Here is a 15,853-nt window from a genome sequence, read left to right as displayed (position 1 = left end):
ATAATACATGTTAAGTTTCATATAATATCATGACTTCCATTATCATTTGATGAGAATAGTCATTAAATTAAAAAATTTAAAACAAAAATACCAGAGCCAAATAGTCTCACCAGATTTTAGATCCAAAGATCTAATGAACAACATGTATTAGAAAATCAGTATAAAAACACAAAAAAAATTCTAAGGCTAAAATCCAAACAAATTCAGATTTCCAGTTAAAGAATCTACAAATAATTTACCAGCAGCAATTAAAATTACAACTGACACGATAATTTGCAAATAGCGTTCTTTTACATCTAAAGATAATCTCGCACCAATCAATCCTCCAATAAAAGAACCAATGGCTAAAAGTCCTGCCTGCATAAAATCAGGATGTCCCAATAAACTGTGAGTGATTACTCCTGATAATGATGAAAACAGTAATATCAATTGGGATGTAGGAGCGGCTTTTTTCATTCCCATTCCCATTCCAACAACCATTAAAGGAACAAAGACTATGCCACCGCCAATTCCAAAAAATGCAGAGATCAATCCCGCAAAGAAGCTAGCGCCTACGGCAAAAATCATCATTTGTGTTGAGAAAGTTTTTTCAGCGCTGTCAATTTTTTTTCGAACAAAGATGTAAACGGCAGATGCAATCAATACAAATCCAAATAAGATTTTAAAAATATCAGGAGTTACATCAGTGGAGAGGAATGCTCCCATGATAGTTCCAGGAACTGAAAGCAATCCAAGCTTTAGACCTAATGAATAAACAATTCTTTTTTGTTTGGAATATGAGATTGTAGATGCAATTGCATTACTTAACGCACCAAAAAGACTGTTACTTGCTGCAGCAGTAGGAGGAAATCCTAGAAAAGTCAATATTGGAACTATGATTATGCCACCGCCTAGTCCAATCATAGAGCCCAGAACTCCAGCTGCAAACCCCAAAATAACAAGCCATAACTGGTCAATCATAGTAATTGTCAATCAAAGAATTTTGTCGTATATAATTAGACTAGCTGAGAATAATCAATGTCCAAAGATATGAATCGTTAGAAGGAGTAATCTCCAAAATTAGTTGTTTTTGGGCCAACCCATTAATTTTTGATGTTAGAGTAGACTGGGAAGATTCACCATACTTTTGCTCTGCAGTATGAATCCATGCAGAAACAGATTCAAATCCTCCAGGCTTTTTCTCATCCCAACAGTCACATACCAAAGTGTCAATCATGGTTTCAAAAATAAAGCCAATTTCTTCAGATTTAGAATCAAAAGATGAGCCAGTCTCAACTAGAGCAAGCGCCATACTAGGCTCAATTGGATTGCCACCCATGTTGATATTTCCCAAAGGCTTTCCTTCGGAATCCAAGATGGCAGTAGTAACACAATAAGACACAAATTGTTGCACACCATCATCATCAAAGAAAGTGCAGTATTGTTTAATGGTATGATCAGTGATTACAGATGGAGAAGACATTGAAATATTTTTAGTTGCAAGAATTTTCTGAATTTTCTCAGTATCTGAATAAATGAAATTATTTTCAAAAGTTTGCAGGGATTGTTTTTCTGACATTAATTCCAGATAAACTGAAAATATCAAAGGGATAACAATTACAGGAATCAAAATTAGAATTATAATTTTCTTATTCATAAAAATCATTTAAGAAGATTCCAAGATAAGGCTTTGCAATTTTAAATTGAAATTATAGTTAAAATTGAATCTTTGGTAACATTATGAAGATCAATAAATCCAGATGTAACTTCAAGAACATAAAGTGCCTCATTATCAGGAACTATACTTTGACAAGTAGTAATCTCTAGTGCAGATTTACAGGGAGGCACGTCTTTTTCAATATAGACTATTTTTCCATTCTCATCAAACCAAATCATATCAAGCGAGAATTGCATGTTAAGCATCCAAAGTGAGTAAAGACCAGGTTGATCAAACACAAAAATCATTCCCTGATCAAAAGGCAATTGATCTTGGAACATCAATCCACGAACACGTCTTGGTTCAGAATCTGCAATTTGCACTTCAATGGGAATGTCATCAATCTTAATTGTACCCCTAGGAAATTCAACTGATTCCAATTTACTGTCACCTGGAATAGACATTAATCCCACTACACCAATAATTACAGCAGCAATTGTAATTGGCACTAATGCTTGAGTCCTAGTAGTCATATCATGATTTGTATTAATCCTTTTAAAAACTAAGGGAGTTCACATTATAGAATTCTTAAAGTCACTGAGGGAAGAAATAGTACTCTTTGTTTCATGACCGATATCATGGAGGGTTGAACCGTTGTATTTCTTGTCAAGATATCTTCCTGCAACTATCATAGGACCTCCAATGGCACAAGTAACGCCAGTAGGTTCAGGAATCCATAGCATCAAAAATCCAATTTTTTGGAGTTTTTTGCCAGGTGCGGGCGCTTTCTGAAGTGCACCTAAAGAGCTAGAAGCATGTTCATTATGAATTCCATTGACTTCACTATACAAATTTGCTCTGCGTTTAGCAGAATCAGAGAATTTTCGTATTTTGTCGAGTCGTTCCTTTAAGGGGTCAACCATTCCAATCTCAATTTAGAAAGGATTAGTTAAGAAACAAAGATCAACAACTGTCACTCCACAGTCAATAAAGAGTAACTAACTCACCAGAAAAGACACTCAAATACAGGATTGAGTTTAGAAACAAAGATTACATGAAATCCAAAAATTCCAAAAGACTAGATTCAATCAAAGCAGCTCACAAATCAGAAAGAACTCGTTCAAGTACAAGAATGGAGGACTATTTAGAAATCATCTCAGAGTTAGTAGAGTTAAAGGGATATGCAACTACATTAGATATTTCAAGGTACATGAATGTGAGCGCCCCAAGCGTTACCAAAATGCTTCAAAGGTTAGATGAAAATGGATTTTTAGAATATGAGAAATATCACGGCATAAATCTTACAATCAAAGGTGCAAACATAGCTCAAGGAATCAGACAAAAACATGGGATATTGTTAGAATTTTTTGAGATTTTAGGAGTTGGATTTGATACTGCAAATCAAGACACTGAGGGAATAGAGCACCATCTCAATCCAAAAACAATCAAACAATTACGAAAGTTCATCACATTTCTAAAAGCAAATCCAAAGATTATTGAAAATTTTAAAAATCTTTAAGAAAAATTTGAATATCATTTTGAGATGATGAAAGATCCATTAATGTTCGTGCAGTGTCAGAACGTTTTGGGATTTTAATTTGTCCTTTTTTACCAATTCTAACAGAGTTCACAAATTTTCCATCAGCATAAATATCAGCATGCATTGAAGTAAATTCACGATTTACAGTTAGAAGTAATGCTGTTTTAGATTCTGAAAAAGTAAATGGTAAGTCATTTGATGACAAAGACAGAGATTTAGAATTCTTTTCAACAACATCAATGTGAACATTAAGATATTTTTCAATTTCATTAATGTTTGAGCCTCCCTTTCCAATGATTGATGCCATACATTGTTTATCCACCATGACTTTGACTCTGTTATCAGACAAAATTTCAACTTCTGCCCTTGGATCATATCGTTTGAAAGTTTCTTTTATCTTATCTTCAGCAAGTTTTTCAATACCAAATTTTTGAACTTTTGCTGAAACTGGTACAATGACATTTTCTTCCCCAAAAGTGTAAATTTCATGCTCTAATACATTGTCTTCAAAATTTCTAATTTCAATAACAGGTCTGGCTAAATCAGATTCAGTCATCCCAGTAGGAACTTTGACTTTTAATTCCAAGTCATATACTTTTTTAATTTCTCCATCTTTGACAAACACCACAGTATCTAAAATATTTGGAATGATGCCAAGTTCTATTTTTCCAATAAAGCGTTGAATTGCATCCAATGGTGAATTTGCATGAACCACACCAACCATTCCAACACCGGTTAATCTCAAATCAGCAAAAGTTCTAAAGTCTTCTCTCCTTCTAACTTCATCAAAAATTGTATAGTCAGGTCTAACAAGTAGTAAAATATCAGCAGTGTTATCAAAACTTCCATCTAGTTTGCTATACTGAGTAATTCCAGGATCTACTTGCAAGTCACGTGGGGATTCAAATGTTTTAACAATTTTTCCCTTATTGTGATAAAAATTTGCAAGTCCAGAAGCTAGTGTACTTTTTCCAGAACCAGGTGCACCAGAAATTACAATTCCTTCAGCACTGTCAGAAAAACGTGTCATCAATTTTTCGGAAACAGTGTAGTCATCAATGGACAATTTTACAATGGGATGAACAATTGTAATTTCAAAAGACTCAGAAAAGGGAGGATAAGTTATTGCTATTCGATAATCTTGATGTTGAACCACGGATGCACCCACTTTGGAGATCTCAATGGTGCTTGAGTCAGAGATACGCGCAAAATCCAGAATTTGGGATGAAATCATCTCAAGATAACTTCGAGAAAGAATGTCATCGTTAAGTTTAGTTAATAAAAATGCGCCAGGTTTTCCTTTTTTTGCCAGGGGGTACTGATTTTCTTTTAGATGCACACTCATTGTTTCTGAATCAAAGAATTTCAAAAATTCCATAGACTCTGTTTTAATTACAGGTTGAAGAAAAACAGAGTCAATCCCTTTAGCTTGTGCAACTAGATGTTGCACATTATCTGAGGTGTAAAGAACAGCATTATGTTGTTTAGCTAAATCAGTAATCATAGCATCAATTCTACCACTACTTGCAAGTTTGATATCTTCAATGGATGGATGTTCACCTTGTAAAGACACTACTAACCCATGACTACCTGACAATTCTTTGAGTTTATGAATTTTCTCCAATCCCACAAAACCTTGTTTTTTGTTCCCAGAGGCTTGTGATTGTAATTCATCAAAAACTGCTTGAGGAATAATTATTTCAGAATTTCTAATAGATCCAGATTCAATCTGAATTACCAGTTGACCATTAATGATAACACTAGTATCAGCTACAATTTTTGACATGCTTCTAACAAATCTCAGGAATTGTATTCCCTAAATTACTTTCTCAAATTAGATTATTAGCTTTATAATAGATAATCAACTTGACTGAACCAAAATATCAGATATTGATTTTAAGACACTGTTAAAATCAAAAGGTTTTGAAATGTAAGTGGTTGCACCATTGTCTAAACATTGATTAATTATTTTTTGATCATCACTTGCAGTAATCAAAATTATCTTTGCCTTAGGATCATATTTGATTATTTCTTTTACAACAACAAATCCATCTTTTTTCGGCATTGCCAAATCTAGTAAAAGGATTTGTGGATTGTGTTTCTGATATAGACTAACAGCTTCTTCACCATCAATTGCTTCTGCCACCACATCATGCTCTCCAATAGACAAAATATCCTTTAGCACCAAACGAATTGCATCAGAATCATCAGCAATCAAGATATCTGCCATAAAATTACATTTATCGATTCATATAAAAAATATTCATAATCATTGTTTTGACAAGATGTTTTTCACTTGATTTGTGATGGAGTCGAGATCATATTTAGCATCCATGACAGAATCTTTCATAGCAGGTATGGTTGCAAGTAAAACCTCAAAAATTCCATCAAAGTGTTCTCCTTGAATGAATTTTTTGAAAATTTCATCAAGCAAGGCGGAAATACTGCCAAGTTCTTCTTTTCCCATCATCGGAGCCAAGCCCTTGATTTTGTGAGTGTGTTTCTGAAATTTTTCTGCGTTTAGTTTTATGGTTTCATCATTTATGCAAGATTCTAAAATACGCTCCATTTGAGAAATATCATCATTAATTTCATTTGTTGCAATTTTGATAAATTCATCAGACATGCTATACAGTTTAACAAAATTTGCCCATTATTTTTATAGTCTATGGTGAATGCTTGGAATTATGAGAATAGTCAGCAAGGCGTATATTTTGATTGCCATTCTAATCATTGCAGCAGTATTCAACTTGTACTTGTTATATCAAGATCAGAATTCAACAGTTTCTCAATCATATTCCATTATCAATGCAGGAGATATTAAAGTGAAAAGTGAATCAATTTCAGCGTTAGCAACATCAGTTGCAAGTGGAAACTTGGCAGACAAAGATATCCTTCAGAATCAAATTGAAGAAACACAGTCATTGTTAACAATTATCAAAAATGGTGGTAACATAAAAGATCAAACACTTGAAAAAATCCCATTATCGCTTTCATCAAAATACAATAAAGTTTCGGATTCATGGGAGTCTTACAAATCAAGTGTATTGAAAGCAGAAAAGACAACATTGTTTGATTCAGAAGCCACGAACGCAATGAATTATGTGTTACAAAAAAATCAGGAGTTAGTGTTAGTTACAGATAGACTTGTTAAAGAATTAGAAGGATTGGATAGAGATTATAACGATCATAAAAGTATTGCAAAAGATTTAGCAGCATGTGCAAAGATAATCGGAGAACAAAGTCTTCTAATGTCAATTGGAGAAGGAGAAAATGCACAGGAAGAGATCAGAGATAAAAATCTCAGATTTGAGATAGGAATTAGAAAATTATTACAAATTTCAACTGCGGATTTGGATGTAGAGAGTGTAGGAATGACACATGAAGAATTAATACCCATTCCAAGAGAAAATTCAGAATCACTTAGAACATTGGATCCACTGTGGGAATCTATGCGATTAAAACTCCAAATTCTAGAAGATAGAACAATTTTATCACCAGAATACAATTCTGCAAAAAATGAAATGAATGCACAGAAATTAATTTTGTTTGAGGACATTGATAATCTGTTAGACTCTTGGAATAATGTAATTATTAATCAAAATTCAGAGGAGCAAATGATCATACAAGTATTGTTGGTAGTAGATATCGCAGTATTTTTCCTAGTACTCTATATAATTAAGCAGTCATTTTCACCACTAGAATCAATCACTAAAGCGTTGTCCAAAGTAAAAGAAGGCGTGTATGGAGAGAAAATTGATTATTCTGGAACTGACGAAGTGGGAGAATTAGTAAATAATTTCAACATAATGTCTGACACAATTAAAGAAAAAGAACAAGAGGCAAAGAAAACAGATATTGCAAAAGACGAATTTCTTGCAATGATTACTCACGAATTAAAAACACCGTTAGTACCAATTCAAGGATACTCTGACATTTTACTTAGTGAGCATTTGGGAAAACTTACAGATAAACAAAGAGAGAGAATAAATATTATCAAATCAAGTTCTGAGGCATTGTTGTCAATTATTTCAGATTTACTTGATGCACAGAAATTAGAATTAGGACAACTAAGAATGCGAAAAGAAAATCACAACATCAAAGAAACTCTAGAGAAAGCAATTGAAACAATAAAACCTGAATCTGAATCAAAGAACATCAAAATCAACTTGAATTCAGAAGACATTATGTTAGATTATGATTCAGATAGAATTAATCAAGTCATTACAAATCTGATCAAAAACAGTATTAATGCAATAAGATCAGATTCTGGCAAGATTGATGTAACGGTAGAGAATCACCCTGCCGAAGTCAAGATTAGTGTAAAAGACAACGGAGTAGGAATTGCACCAGAAAAACAAAAGGATTTGTTCAAAAAATTCTATCAAGTAGATGCATCTCTAACAAGAGAAAAAGGTGGAAGTGGACTGGGATTAGCAATATGCAAAGGAATTGTGGAGAATCATTTGGGAATGATAGGAATGGAGAGTATCCCAAATCAAGGCTCTACATTTTACTTTACAATTCCAAAAAACCCTTCTGAGACTAAATCACCACTAGGAATTGCTTAAAGAAAACAAACTTTCAGAACTAAAAACACTCACTCTCATTAAAAAATGGAGATTCATACAAACTACTCATGGAACAAACTAATGTAAAAAACCAAGAATTTTATAAAAATTGTACAATTTATTTTGAATTTTTGCGAAAAAAAGGCACAACAGACTATGCTTTTGAAGATGAGTATTACTTCACCATGCCTGCTATTTCAAATCACTAGAAAGCGCAAGATTTAGGACATATTAGAACTACCCAAATTATGGATGTTGAGTTACAGGACCTAGCAGATAAGGCAATAAGATATGCAAGGGATTCTGGAGCCCAGTATTGCGACGCAAGAGCAGAGCAACAAGAACGAAAGTCAGTATTGATAGAGAATAAAGAGATAGAGCATATCAGAACAAACAACGATAGAGGGATAGGAATCAGACTAGTAAAAAAAGGAGTGTGGGGATTTTGTTCTATAACTGACCCAGAGTCATTTGAGCAAATTAAAGAGGCAATAGATGCTGCAATGAAAAATGCAGGACATGGTACCAAAAATAAAAACAATCTTTATCCAAACGTAGTAAATAAAACAAAAATAGATTTCCCAGTTTTAAAAAAACCAGATTTAGAAGAGTTAATAAAAATTGGAATGGAATGCAATAAGATCATTACAAACACATCAAAAATAATCAAATCAATTGTAAGTCCATGGTACACAAACAATTCAAAATACTTTGCAAACAGCGAGGGTTCAGAAATCACACAGATATTTACAGATGTAATTATAGACATGGTAGCAACAGCACATGAATCAGGATTAACACAATCAATAAACATCACAGAGGGAGGAAGAGGGGGGTTAGAACAAATCATAAACAGTCATTACAGTGCACAGGAAATTGCACTAAAGGCATCACAACTATTAGATGCAAAACATACAAAAGAAGAAAAAGCAACAGTGGTGATGAATCCAGACTTTGTATCATTGTTGACACATGAAATATTAGGCCATCCATCAGAAGCTGATAGAGTTCTTGGTAAAGAAATGGCATGGGCAGGAGGGGCATGGTGGAAAGGAAAGATAAATCAAAAAATAGGTTCTGAGAACTTAAATGTCTTTGATGATCCTACCATCAAAGAAAGTTTAGGATGGTATTATTTTGATGATGAGGGGGTTGAAACCAAAAAAACAACTCTTGTAGAAAATGGAGTTTTGAAAAACCATATGCAAAACAGAGAGACAGCTGTAACGTTTGATAGTGCACCTACAGGTAACATGAGGGCTACAAACTATAGATTCATGCCATTGATTCGCATGGCATGCACATGCATAGAAAAGGGAGATTGGAAAGTAGACGAGATAGTAAAAGAGGTAAAAAATGGCTACTATATCTCAAACATGAAAATTCCATCAATTGATATGAAGAGATACAATTGGAGCATATCATGCCAATACGCACAAAAAATCGAAAATGGTGAGATAACAGACTTGCTAAGAGACGTAATTGTATTAGGTACTGCACCTGATTTCTTTGAATCAATTGATGCTTGTGGAGATGACTTTACAGTAAGACCAATTACCAATTGCGGTAAAGGAGATCCTATGCAATCAATGATAATGGGCAATGGTGGCCCAACCATACGTGGAACTGCTACAGTAAAGAGTGTAAACTAAATGAACCTAGAAACAATCAGAGAAAATGTCATCAATTGTACAAAGTGCGATCTTTGTAACACAAGAACAAACTCCGTACCAGGAAAAGGTAATTTTCAATCGAATGTAATTTTTGTAGGAGAGGCACCAGGAAGAAATGAAGATAAAAACGGAGAGCCATTTGTAGGAGTGGCAGGAAAGAAACTCTCAGCTGCACTTGAAGAAGCAGGAGTGTCAAGAGATGATGTATACATCACAAACATTGTAAAATGCCGACCGCCAAACAACAGAGTTCCAAACTCAATTGAAAGAGATACATGCAAAGAGTACATCAAGCAAGAAATTTCCATAATCAAACCAAAAATAATATGCATCTTGGGCAATACGGCATTTAATTCAATACTAGGTGGCTCTGAAATCACAAAATTCCGTGGGAAAATTGTAAGAAAAGACAACCAATTGTATTTTTTAACAGTTCATCCAGCAGCTACAATTTACAATCAAGAATTAATAACAGTACTAAACAATGATATCAAAAAGTTGTTTGATGTAATCAGAGAGTTAAAAAACAATAAAGAGATACAAATAGACATTGAGTATTCTTCCTAGAGAATTTTATTTATGTGATACAGTTACGGTTGCAAAAAACATACTAGGAAAAAGAATCATCAGAAAAATAGGAAACAATACAATATCAGGAATTATTACAGAGACGGAAGCCTACAGACATACAGATGATCCTGCAAGTCATGCATTTAGAAAAATTACGGATAGGAACAAGGTAATGTTTGGGGAGGTAGGTGTTGCATACGTATATTTCACATATGGGATGCATTATTGTTTTAATGTTGTAGCAAGGAATTCAAAAACTGCTGCAGGTGCAGTGCTTATTCGTGCAATAGAACCTGAAAAAGGGATTGAGGAGATGATAAAAAACAGGAGGGATGTAAAATTACAAAATCTTACAAATGGCCCTGCAAAGCTAGCACAAGCCATGCAAATTACAAAAGAACACTATGGTTTGGATTTGACAAAAAAATCGACACTATACATCACAGAAGGAATAAAGCCAAAAAAGATCACAGCATCACCAAGAATAGGAATTAAAGAGGCAACTGACAAGTTGTGGAATTTTAAAATAAAAATTTAGTCCTCTTGATTCTCATCTAGAGTCCATGGTGCAAACCTTCCAAGGATTCTTGCCCAATCCAATCTCAATAACAATACAACTGCAGCAGTCATCATGACTCCAAAGATAGCTATTCCAATGTAAACAGGAGTTGCATCATCAATATTTTCAAGAAATGGCTCAACTAATGACAATCCCAAATAGTGAGAAATCAAAACTATCACGTAACTTAGAACAATTTTTCCAGTTAGTGTCGCAATAAAAAATCTTTTAGGGTTATACTTTGCCAAACCAAGTGGGACATACACCAAATCATCAGGAATCGGAGTTGCTGCAGCAAAGAATGCAGCTGCTGCACCATATCTTTTAACTAGTCTTTCAAAGGGGCGCATTCGCTTTCTAGTCTTTTCATTGATTATTTTTCGCCCCCCATAGCTAACATAGAAAATAATTTGTTTTGCAACAGTGGCAGTAATAGCTGAGGACAATGCCAAGATGTGAAGATCAAATGTATCACCAACGGACATTGTTGCTAAAAGCAGAAAACCAGGTAATGGAACAAAAGGTATCAGTGAACCAAAAAAATTTACAAGTGACAAACTAAGATAACCTACTTCCGGTGCAAATGGAAACAGGTCAACAAAATCCACAAATCAGACTGTTTGCAGGCAGTATTTAATTAAAACTAGAACCGAGAAATCATTAAAATAACATTCATTTCACATCTTTAGCAAATGGAAAGGAAAGACTCTGAAGATATCTGTAATGCAATCATTGGAATTAGCCCTTATATCAGATTTGTAGGCGTGATTGGTGAGAGTGGGGAGTTATTAGCATATAGAAGAAGGGTAGATTTGATTCCACTTTTAGATGAGAAAAACACACAGTATCAATTCTCACACATTGCAATGAAGACAGATCTTGAAGGATTCTTTGACAAGAATCTTGGAGAGATTGAATTTGTATGGGAGGAAAGAAAGAAAGTTCAGACCATATCATTTGCAATTGAGAAGTCTCGAGTTTGGGTATCAATTGACAAAAAAGTAATCAGATCAGAGATGCTGAGAATTATTGATTCATGCTTGCCAATTGTAAAAAAATTCTCTTAAGACGTGAAATGTCCTGATTGTGAAATCGATTTGGATTCATTATCCATGACAGATGGACTAAAACACATTTTAGAACACAAGAAGAAAAGACAAAAATAATTTATTTTACTAGTTTTTAAAAAAACATGGAAGAGCCTGATGAAATTGAGGAATTAATCAACGAGATAACATTTAGAAAATCAAATTCCAAAGACTATCAAAACATGAGAGCATCTGAAATTAGCAAAGAATTCAAAGAAATAATGAGATATGAGCAAGAGGCATTTAAGAGAATTGAAGAGTTTGAAAAAACACAACAAAACTCTGAATTAATCGAATACGCAAGAATTCTTTGTAGCAATACAATAGCAAGAGAGATTTCAGATATTCAGGAAGTGTATTTAAAAAAAATTGATGAAGAATATCTAGATTCAAAATAATTATTCATATAACCAGCATCTAACATAGCCAGTTTCAGTTTTAAATTTTGGTGGAAGTTGTTTGCATTTTTCAACTGCAACAGGACATCTATCTAGAAATCTACACTGAGTTGGTGCATCAAGTAAACTAGGCGGAATTCCTTTGATGTATTTTGGAGTGTTTCCACTAAGGGTAGGGATTGATTCTAACAGACCTTTGGTGTATGGATGTTTTGGATTTTTGTAAATTTCTTGAGAAGAGCCAAATTCTACTATTTGCCCCCCGTACATTATCCCAATTTTTTCTGCAATTTCAGACAGAACTGCCAAGTCGTGTGTGATCAGCATGAATGACATGCCGTCTTTTTTGAGATGTTTGAGCAAGTTGACAATTTGAGCCTGAATCAGCACGTCAAGCGCTGTTGTTGGCTCATCTGCAATTACAAACTTTGGCTTTAGCAAAAGGGCCATTGCAATCACCACTCTTTGCTTCATACCCCCACTTAGCTCATGCGGGTATTTTTTCAAGATGGACTCATCCAAGCTAACAGCATAAATTGCATCCAAGATTATCTTTTTAGAATCTCCAACGTAGTTGTGCTGTTTTATTATTTCAATAAATTGATCATAAATGGTAAATACAGGATCTAAGGAGTTCATTGCACCTTGAAATATCATTGAGATCTTTTTCCATCGGAATCTTTTGTTAAATTCTGACTCTGGCAAGTCTAAAAGAGATTCGCCATCAAAAAGTATCTCTCCATTTGCTTTTCCACCTGAAAGCATACGAATGATAGACAATCCTAATGTGCTCTTACCACATGCACTCTCACCTGCAATTCCTATGGATTCACCGTCCTTTAATTCAAAATCAACATCATCTACTGCATAAACTGGGCCATTTGTAGAATCATACTTTGTCGACAATCCCTTGACAGATATGAGTGTCATGTGTATCTTAGATCCAAGCTAGAATTTTTGTTTTGCACTAAGGGATATAAACAAGATTGTCAGAATGAAAAAGTCGATTCAAATGATACTACCAATTTGTGGCTTTGATGCAAAAAATTCAATTCTTTGCCCTCAATGTGAAGGCAAAGTAGAGTCAGGCCAACTGACAAAGGCAGATGTTGATGCATCAATTATACTTGCAAACATTGCAAAATCAAACAAAGAGATCGATGACTTTACCCTATATTCGTGCAAAGAGTTTGACGGAAATTTTGTTTTGTCTTTGGCTAAAAACGATATTATGAAAATTAGGCAAAGCCGTACATTGTACAGGCAATTTCAAGATCAGTTTAAGGGAAAGATTTGGCTTGTTGAAGCTGACGAGACAGACAAGAGATTCATAGAAGATCTGTTCTTTCCAACCAAAATATTATCAATTAATGCAGTATGGGCACCAGGCGGAGTACAAAAGACAAAAGCGGTGGTATCAGGCAAATGGACCCCAAAATTCCCAATAGACACTCAAAAAGTAATACAAATAGTAAAAGACGCCCGAAACCTTGACATTGAGATTGAATTTGAGGATAAAAGATAATGGTATTTGTAAAAACTCATGATATTTCAGAACTTAGTTCTGACTTAATTGGAAAGCAGGTAGTTTTGGGAGGATGGATTGAAGATCTTCGAAAGCTAGGAAAGATGTCATTTATCACACTACGTGATGTGTCAGGAATTTCCCAAGTCATTGTCAAAGGAGAACTAAATGATAATCTACCTGAGATTAATCGTCAAAGTGTTGTTAGTATTAAAGGAATAGTTCAAGAGACTAAAGCTCGTGACTTTGAATTTGAGATTAAAGCAGACGAGATCGAAGTATTAGGAAAAGCAATTCACCCATTACCAGTAGATCCCATTGGAAGACTAGAGAGTAACATCGACACAAGATTGAATCATCGTGCACTTGATATGCGAAATCAAAAGACAGCATCAATTTTCAAGCTAAGACATCAGGTATTACAATCATTACGAAAAACACTAGCAGAGAAAAAATTTATTGAAATTACAACACCAAAAATTATTGGCAGTGCAAGTGAAGGTGGAGCTGATTTGTTTTCACTGGACTATTTTGGAAAGACTGCATATTTGGCACAAAGCCCCCAACTATACAAAGAACAGATGACAATAGGGCTTGAGCGAGTATTTGAGATTTCAAACTTTTATCGTGCAGAGCATTCACATACAGGTAGACATCTTAGTGAATTTACAAGTGTAGACATTGAAGCTGCATTCATGGATTACAATGATGTGATGAATGTTTTAGAATCACTGGTGTTAGAAGTATACAAATTTACAGCAGAGAATTGTAAAAAAGAGCAACAAGCAATTGAACATGAGATCGTAGTGCCATCTTCACCATTTGAAAGAATAACATACACTCAATGTATTGAAGAATTAAAGAAAGAAGGTGAGAAAGTAGAGTTTGGGGATGACTTGCTTGACTCACACTTGAGAATAATTGGAAAGAACCATCCAGGATTTTTCTTTTTGATGGACTGGCCAATGAAGTTAAAGCCGTTTTACATTAGAGAAAAAGATGAAGATGCAGCACTATCACGATCATTTGATTTACAATATGGATATCTAGAATTAGCCTCGGGGGGCACCAGACTTCATAATCCTGAAACACTGAAAAGCAGATTAGCTGAACAAGGACTTAATCCTGCCCAGTTTGCAGACCATCTTAAGACATTTGATTGGGGGATGCCACCGCACTCAGGTTGGGGAATGGGGTTAGACAGACTGATGACAACACTAATCGGAATTGACAATGTACGCGAAGTGGTCTTATATCCACGAGATCCTGACAGACTAAGCCCATAATTGGAGATATTTTGGATAAACGAGATGCCTTGGTATTAATTGGAATTTTAACAGGTACAGGTACTGTAGTATCAATGATGGCCATGTTAGCAATGGGAATAATCGATAATCCATTTCTAAACTAGTCAAAAATCATTCAGATTTTTATTGTATCAAGGTTTTGTAATTCCATGATAGAGAAGACAGATGCAAAAAAAGTCGTCGAGGTAATTGGAAATAATCTGATTGGAGTATCACATGATTCAAGCAGTTTTGCAAAATTACCAGACTCGTATTGGGGATACTTTGCAAGAGGCCACGATACAAAGGGAACATTTGGAGTGATAGTGACGTATTCAGAAGACGGAAAAGACGTAGACGAATTAATTAAAATGTATGAAGACTGGGCTGCAAAGAACAAAACAAGAGAATAGTTATTTTGTTTCTTTGAGTAATTTTCTATACCCTTCACACTCTTTACAAACTGGTTTGCCAATGTATTTTGGATTACCATCTTTAATTTTTAGAGTGCCAGGCACTACTTTGCAAATACAACAATCTACCATGAGAACTGTCAGAATATGTAATTAATAAAAATTGGTAATTTTTGAAAAAGAGATAAATTCTATAAAACAGATCAAGAACAGTGTTCAAGTGTGATTACTGTGGATCATCATTTGGGGATAGGATTTGTTATTTTTGCGACAAGGATTGTTGCACATCATGTATGACTGACGACAAAACACGATGTAAAGAATGCTATATCAAAAAGAGAAGACTAGGATGGAGAAAACTTGTACGAAAAAACAGAGTTGTTTTGATATTTGTTGCAATCTTGTGGGCCTACGCAGTTTTTCCAGGGCCATTTATTCCAGGGCTTGACCCAATGTTTTACACCATATCAATTGTGGCAGCTATACTAATCATGATACCAATAGGGCTTGCCATGTTTTTCTGGTCGCTTAATCCCCCAAAATCAGACCTCAAAAAGAGAAAAGATTAGACCAAAAATTCTCTTTAAGAAAAGT

At 34.5% G+C, this 15,853-nt stretch carries 21 protein-coding genes; 11 read left to right on the top strand and 10 right to left on the bottom strand.

Translation table 11 applies throughout. From position 1 onward, the window contains the following. Positions 1 to 186 precede the first annotated feature (186 nt). From BD31_RS04815 to BD31_RS04800, 4 genes are read right to left on the bottom strand one after another with little or no spacing between them, the layout of a single operon-like run. Positions 187 to 960, bottom strand: a complete 774-nt coding sequence (locus tag BD31_RS04815) for a sulfite exporter TauE/SafE family protein (protein WP_008299173.1) — start codon at positions 958 to 960, stop codon at positions 187 to 189. 40 nt (positions 961 to 1,000) lie between these two features. Next, positions 1,001 to 1,636: a hypothetical protein gene (locus BD31_RS04810; protein WP_048097471.1), complete on the bottom strand. Its 636-nt coding sequence runs from the start codon at positions 1,634 to 1,636 to the stop codon at positions 1,001 to 1,003. A gap of 41 nt (positions 1,637 to 1,677) precedes the next feature. Next, positions 1,678 to 2,169, bottom strand: coding sequence for a DUF192 domain-containing protein (locus BD31_RS04805; protein ID WP_008299314.1), 492 nt, complete (start codon positions 2,167 to 2,169; stop codon positions 1,678 to 1,680). A 39-nt stretch (positions 2,170 to 2,208) separates the two neighbouring features. Next, positions 2,209 to 2,559 (bottom strand): hypothetical protein, encoded by a 351-nt coding sequence (locus BD31_RS04800; RefSeq protein WP_008299468.1) that lies wholly within the window; start codon positions 2,557 to 2,559, stop codon positions 2,209 to 2,211. 131 nt (positions 2,560 to 2,690) lie between these two features. Between BD31_RS04800 and BD31_RS04795 the strand changes: the two genes are divergently transcribed. Then, the gene (locus BD31_RS04795) at positions 2,691 to 3,155 is read left to right on the top strand and encodes a metal-dependent transcriptional regulator (protein WP_008299297.1); all 465 of its coding nucleotides are present in this window, start codon (positions 2,691 to 2,693) and stop codon (positions 3,153 to 3,155) included. On the opposite strand, the gene BD31_RS04790 is transcribed toward BD31_RS04795, so the two are convergent. The 3 genes from BD31_RS04790 to BD31_RS04780 all read right to left on the bottom strand — a co-directional run bounded on the left by BD31_RS04790 (position 3,142) and on the right by BD31_RS04780 (position 5,802). Then, the gene (locus tag BD31_RS04790; protein WP_008299500.1) at positions 3,142 to 4,962 is read right to left on the bottom strand and encodes a PINc/VapC family ATPase; all 1,821 of its coding nucleotides are present in this window, start codon (positions 4,960 to 4,962) and stop codon (positions 3,142 to 3,144) included. The two genes, BD31_RS04795 and BD31_RS04790, sit on opposite strands and share 14 nt — an antisense overlap. 75 nt (positions 4,963 to 5,037) lie before the next feature. After that, the gene (locus tag BD31_RS04785; RefSeq protein WP_008299384.1) at positions 5,038 to 5,406 is read right to left on the bottom strand and encodes a response regulator; all 369 of its coding nucleotides are present in this window, start codon (positions 5,404 to 5,406) and stop codon (positions 5,038 to 5,040) included. Between the two features lie 39 nt (positions 5,407 to 5,445). Next, the gene (locus tag BD31_RS04780; protein WP_008299451.1) at positions 5,446 to 5,802 is read right to left on the bottom strand and encodes a hypothetical protein; all 357 of its coding nucleotides are present in this window, start codon (positions 5,800 to 5,802) and stop codon (positions 5,446 to 5,448) included. Between the two features lie 61 nt (positions 5,803 to 5,863). On the opposite strand from BD31_RS04780, the gene BD31_RS04775 reads away from it, so the two are divergent. The 4 genes from BD31_RS04775 to BD31_RS04760 all read left to right on the top strand — a co-directional run bounded on the left by BD31_RS04775 (position 5,864) and on the right by BD31_RS04760 (position 10,528). Further along, positions 5,864 to 7,747 carry a sensor histidine kinase gene (locus BD31_RS04775; protein WP_193353381.1) on the top strand — a complete coding sequence of 628 codons (1,884 nt, stop codon included), beginning with the start codon at positions 5,864 to 5,866 and terminating at the stop codon, positions 7,745 to 7,747. A gap of 248 nt (positions 7,748 to 7,995) precedes the next feature. Beyond that, on the top strand, positions 7,996 to 9,399 hold the full coding sequence (locus BD31_RS04770) for a TldD/PmbA family protein (protein WP_008299471.1): 1,404 nt from the start codon (positions 7,996 to 7,998) through the stop codon (positions 9,397 to 9,399). Beyond that, positions 9,400 to 9,987, top strand: a complete 588-nt coding sequence (locus tag BD31_RS04765) for a uracil-DNA glycosylase (protein WP_008299323.1) — start codon at positions 9,400 to 9,402, stop codon at positions 9,985 to 9,987. It begins immediately after the preceding gene. Then, positions 9,971 to 10,528: a DNA-3-methyladenine glycosylase gene (locus BD31_RS04760; protein WP_008299217.1), complete on the top strand. Its 558-nt coding sequence runs from the start codon at positions 9,971 to 9,973 to the stop codon at positions 10,526 to 10,528. The genes BD31_RS04765 and BD31_RS04760 overlap by 17 nt, the downstream gene beginning before the upstream one ends. Here BD31_RS04760 and BD31_RS04755 read toward each other — a convergent pair. Beyond that, positions 10,525 to 11,157 carry a VTT domain-containing protein gene (locus BD31_RS04755; RefSeq protein ID WP_008299427.1) on the bottom strand — a complete coding sequence of 211 codons (633 nt, stop codon included), beginning with the start codon at positions 11,155 to 11,157 and terminating at the stop codon, positions 10,525 to 10,527. The genes BD31_RS04760 and BD31_RS04755 overlap by 4 nt on opposite strands. Positions 11,158 to 11,241: 84 nt before the next feature. Here BD31_RS04755 and BD31_RS04750 point away from each other — a divergent pair, with 84 nt between their 5' ends. Beyond that, complete coding sequence (locus BD31_RS04750) at positions 11,242 to 11,616, top strand: hypothetical protein (protein WP_008299365.1); 375 nt, start codon at positions 11,242 to 11,244, stop codon at positions 11,614 to 11,616. Between the two features lie 125 nt (positions 11,617 to 11,741). Then, positions 11,742 to 12,035, top strand: coding sequence for a hypothetical protein (locus BD31_RS04745; protein WP_008299214.1), 294 nt, complete (start codon positions 11,742 to 11,744; stop codon positions 12,033 to 12,035). Here BD31_RS04745 and BD31_RS04740 read toward each other — a convergent pair whose 3' ends face one another. Further along, the gene (locus tag BD31_RS04740) at positions 12,036 to 12,965 is read right to left on the bottom strand and encodes an ABC transporter ATP-binding protein (protein WP_008299371.1); all 930 of its coding nucleotides are present in this window, start codon (positions 12,963 to 12,965) and stop codon (positions 12,036 to 12,038) included. 82 nt (positions 12,966 to 13,047) lie between these two features. Here BD31_RS04740 and BD31_RS04735 point away from each other — a divergent pair, with 82 nt between their 5' ends. The 3 genes from BD31_RS04735 to BD31_RS04725 all read left to right on the top strand — a co-directional run bounded on the left by BD31_RS04735 (position 13,048) and on the right by BD31_RS04725 (position 15,259). Continuing rightward, positions 13,048 to 13,560, top strand: a complete 513-nt coding sequence (locus tag BD31_RS04735) for a transcription elongation factor NusA (protein ID WP_008299325.1) — start codon at positions 13,048 to 13,050, stop codon at positions 13,558 to 13,560. Next, entirely contained in the window at positions 13,560 to 14,846 is a 1,287-nt protein-coding gene (aspS, locus tag BD31_RS04730) for an aspartate--tRNA(Asn) ligase (RefSeq protein WP_008299431.1), read from the top strand. The genes BD31_RS04735 and aspS overlap by 1 nt, the downstream gene beginning before the upstream one ends. Before the next feature lie 170 nt (positions 14,847 to 15,016). Continuing rightward, the gene (locus BD31_RS04725; protein ID WP_008299327.1) at positions 15,017 to 15,259 is read left to right on the top strand and encodes a hypothetical protein; all 243 of its coding nucleotides are present in this window, start codon (positions 15,017 to 15,019) and stop codon (positions 15,257 to 15,259) included. Here BD31_RS04725 and BD31_RS11020 read toward each other — a convergent pair whose 3' ends face one another. Continuing rightward, complete coding sequence (locus BD31_RS11020) at positions 15,260 to 15,391, bottom strand: hypothetical protein (protein ID WP_008299504.1); 132 nt, start codon at positions 15,389 to 15,391, stop codon at positions 15,260 to 15,262. A gap of 161 nt (positions 15,392 to 15,552) precedes the next feature. Between BD31_RS11020 and BD31_RS04720 the strand changes: the two genes are divergently transcribed. Further along, a complete protein-coding gene (locus tag BD31_RS04720) occupies positions 15,553 to 15,828 on the top strand; it encodes a hypothetical protein (protein WP_008299419.1) in 276 nt (91 codons plus the stop codon). Positions 15,829 to 15,853: the final 25 nt, after the last annotated feature.

Source organism: Candidatus Nitrosopumilus salarius BD31 (genome assembly GCF_000242875.2).
Taxonomy (GTDB): Archaea; Thermoproteota; Nitrososphaeria; order Nitrososphaerales; family Nitrosopumilaceae; genus Nitrosopumilus; species Nitrosopumilus salarius.
Note: the sequence above shows the minus strand (reverse complement) of the source record. Positions and strands in the feature narration are given on the sequence as shown.

Excerpts from the sequence above, each read along its gene's own strand:
- BD31_RS04815 (WP_008299173.1), bottom strand. The coding sequence starts at position 960 with ATGATTGACCAGTTATGGCTTGTTATTTTGGGGTTTGCAGCTGGAGTT.
- BD31_RS04810 (WP_048097471.1), bottom strand. The coding sequence starts at position 1,636 with ATGAATAAGAAAATTATAATTCTAATTTTGATTCCTGTAATTGTTATC.
- BD31_RS04805 (WP_008299314.1), bottom strand. The coding sequence starts at position 2,169 with ATGACTACTAGGACTCAAGCATTAGTGCCAATTACAATTGCTGCTGTA.
- BD31_RS04800 (WP_008299468.1), bottom strand. The coding sequence starts at position 2,559 with ATGGTTGACCCCTTAAAGGAACGACTCGACAAAATACGAAAATTCTCT.
- BD31_RS04795 (WP_008299297.1), top strand. The coding sequence starts at position 2,691 with ATGAAATCCAAAAATTCCAAAAGACTAGATTCAATCAAAGCAGCTCAC.
- BD31_RS04790 (WP_008299500.1), bottom strand. The coding sequence starts at position 4,962 with ATGTCAAAAATTGTAGCTGATACTAGTGTTATCATTAATGGTCAACTG.
- BD31_RS04785 (WP_008299384.1), bottom strand. The coding sequence starts at position 5,406 with ATGGCAGATATCTTGATTGCTGATGATTCTGATGCAATTCGTTTGGTG.
- BD31_RS04780 (WP_008299451.1), bottom strand. The coding sequence starts at position 5,802 with ATGTCTGATGAATTTATCAAAATTGCAACAAATGAAATTAATGATGAT.
- BD31_RS04775 (WP_193353381.1), top strand. The coding sequence starts at position 5,864 with ATGAGAATAGTCAGCAAGGCGTATATTTTGATTGCCATTCTAATCATT.
- BD31_RS04770 (WP_008299471.1), top strand. The coding sequence starts at position 7,996 with ATGGATGTTGAGTTACAGGACCTAGCAGATAAGGCAATAAGATATGCA.
- BD31_RS04765 (WP_008299323.1), top strand. The coding sequence starts at position 9,400 with ATGAACCTAGAAACAATCAGAGAAAATGTCATCAATTGTACAAAGTGC.
- BD31_RS04750 (WP_008299365.1), top strand. The coding sequence starts at position 11,242 with ATGGAAAGGAAAGACTCTGAAGATATCTGTAATGCAATCATTGGAATT.
- BD31_RS04745 (WP_008299214.1), top strand. The coding sequence starts at position 11,742 with ATGGAAGAGCCTGATGAAATTGAGGAATTAATCAACGAGATAACATTT.
- BD31_RS04740 (WP_008299371.1), bottom strand. The coding sequence starts at position 12,965 with ATGACACTCATATCTGTCAAGGGATTGTCGACAAAGTATGATTCTACA.
- BD31_RS04735 (WP_008299325.1), top strand. The coding sequence starts at position 13,048 with ATGATACTACCAATTTGTGGCTTTGATGCAAAAAATTCAATTCTTTGC.
- aspS (WP_008299431.1), top strand. The coding sequence starts at position 13,560 with ATGGTATTTGTAAAAACTCATGATATTTCAGAACTTAGTTCTGACTTA.
- BD31_RS04725 (WP_008299327.1), top strand. The coding sequence starts at position 15,017 with ATGATAGAGAAGACAGATGCAAAAAAAGTCGTCGAGGTAATTGGAAAT.
- BD31_RS11020 (WP_008299504.1), bottom strand. The coding sequence starts at position 15,391 with ATGGTAGATTGTTGTATTTGCAAAGTAGTGCCTGGCACTCTAAAAATT.
- BD31_RS04720 (WP_008299419.1), top strand. The coding sequence starts at position 15,553 with ATGACTGACGACAAAACACGATGTAAAGAATGCTATATCAAAAAGAGA.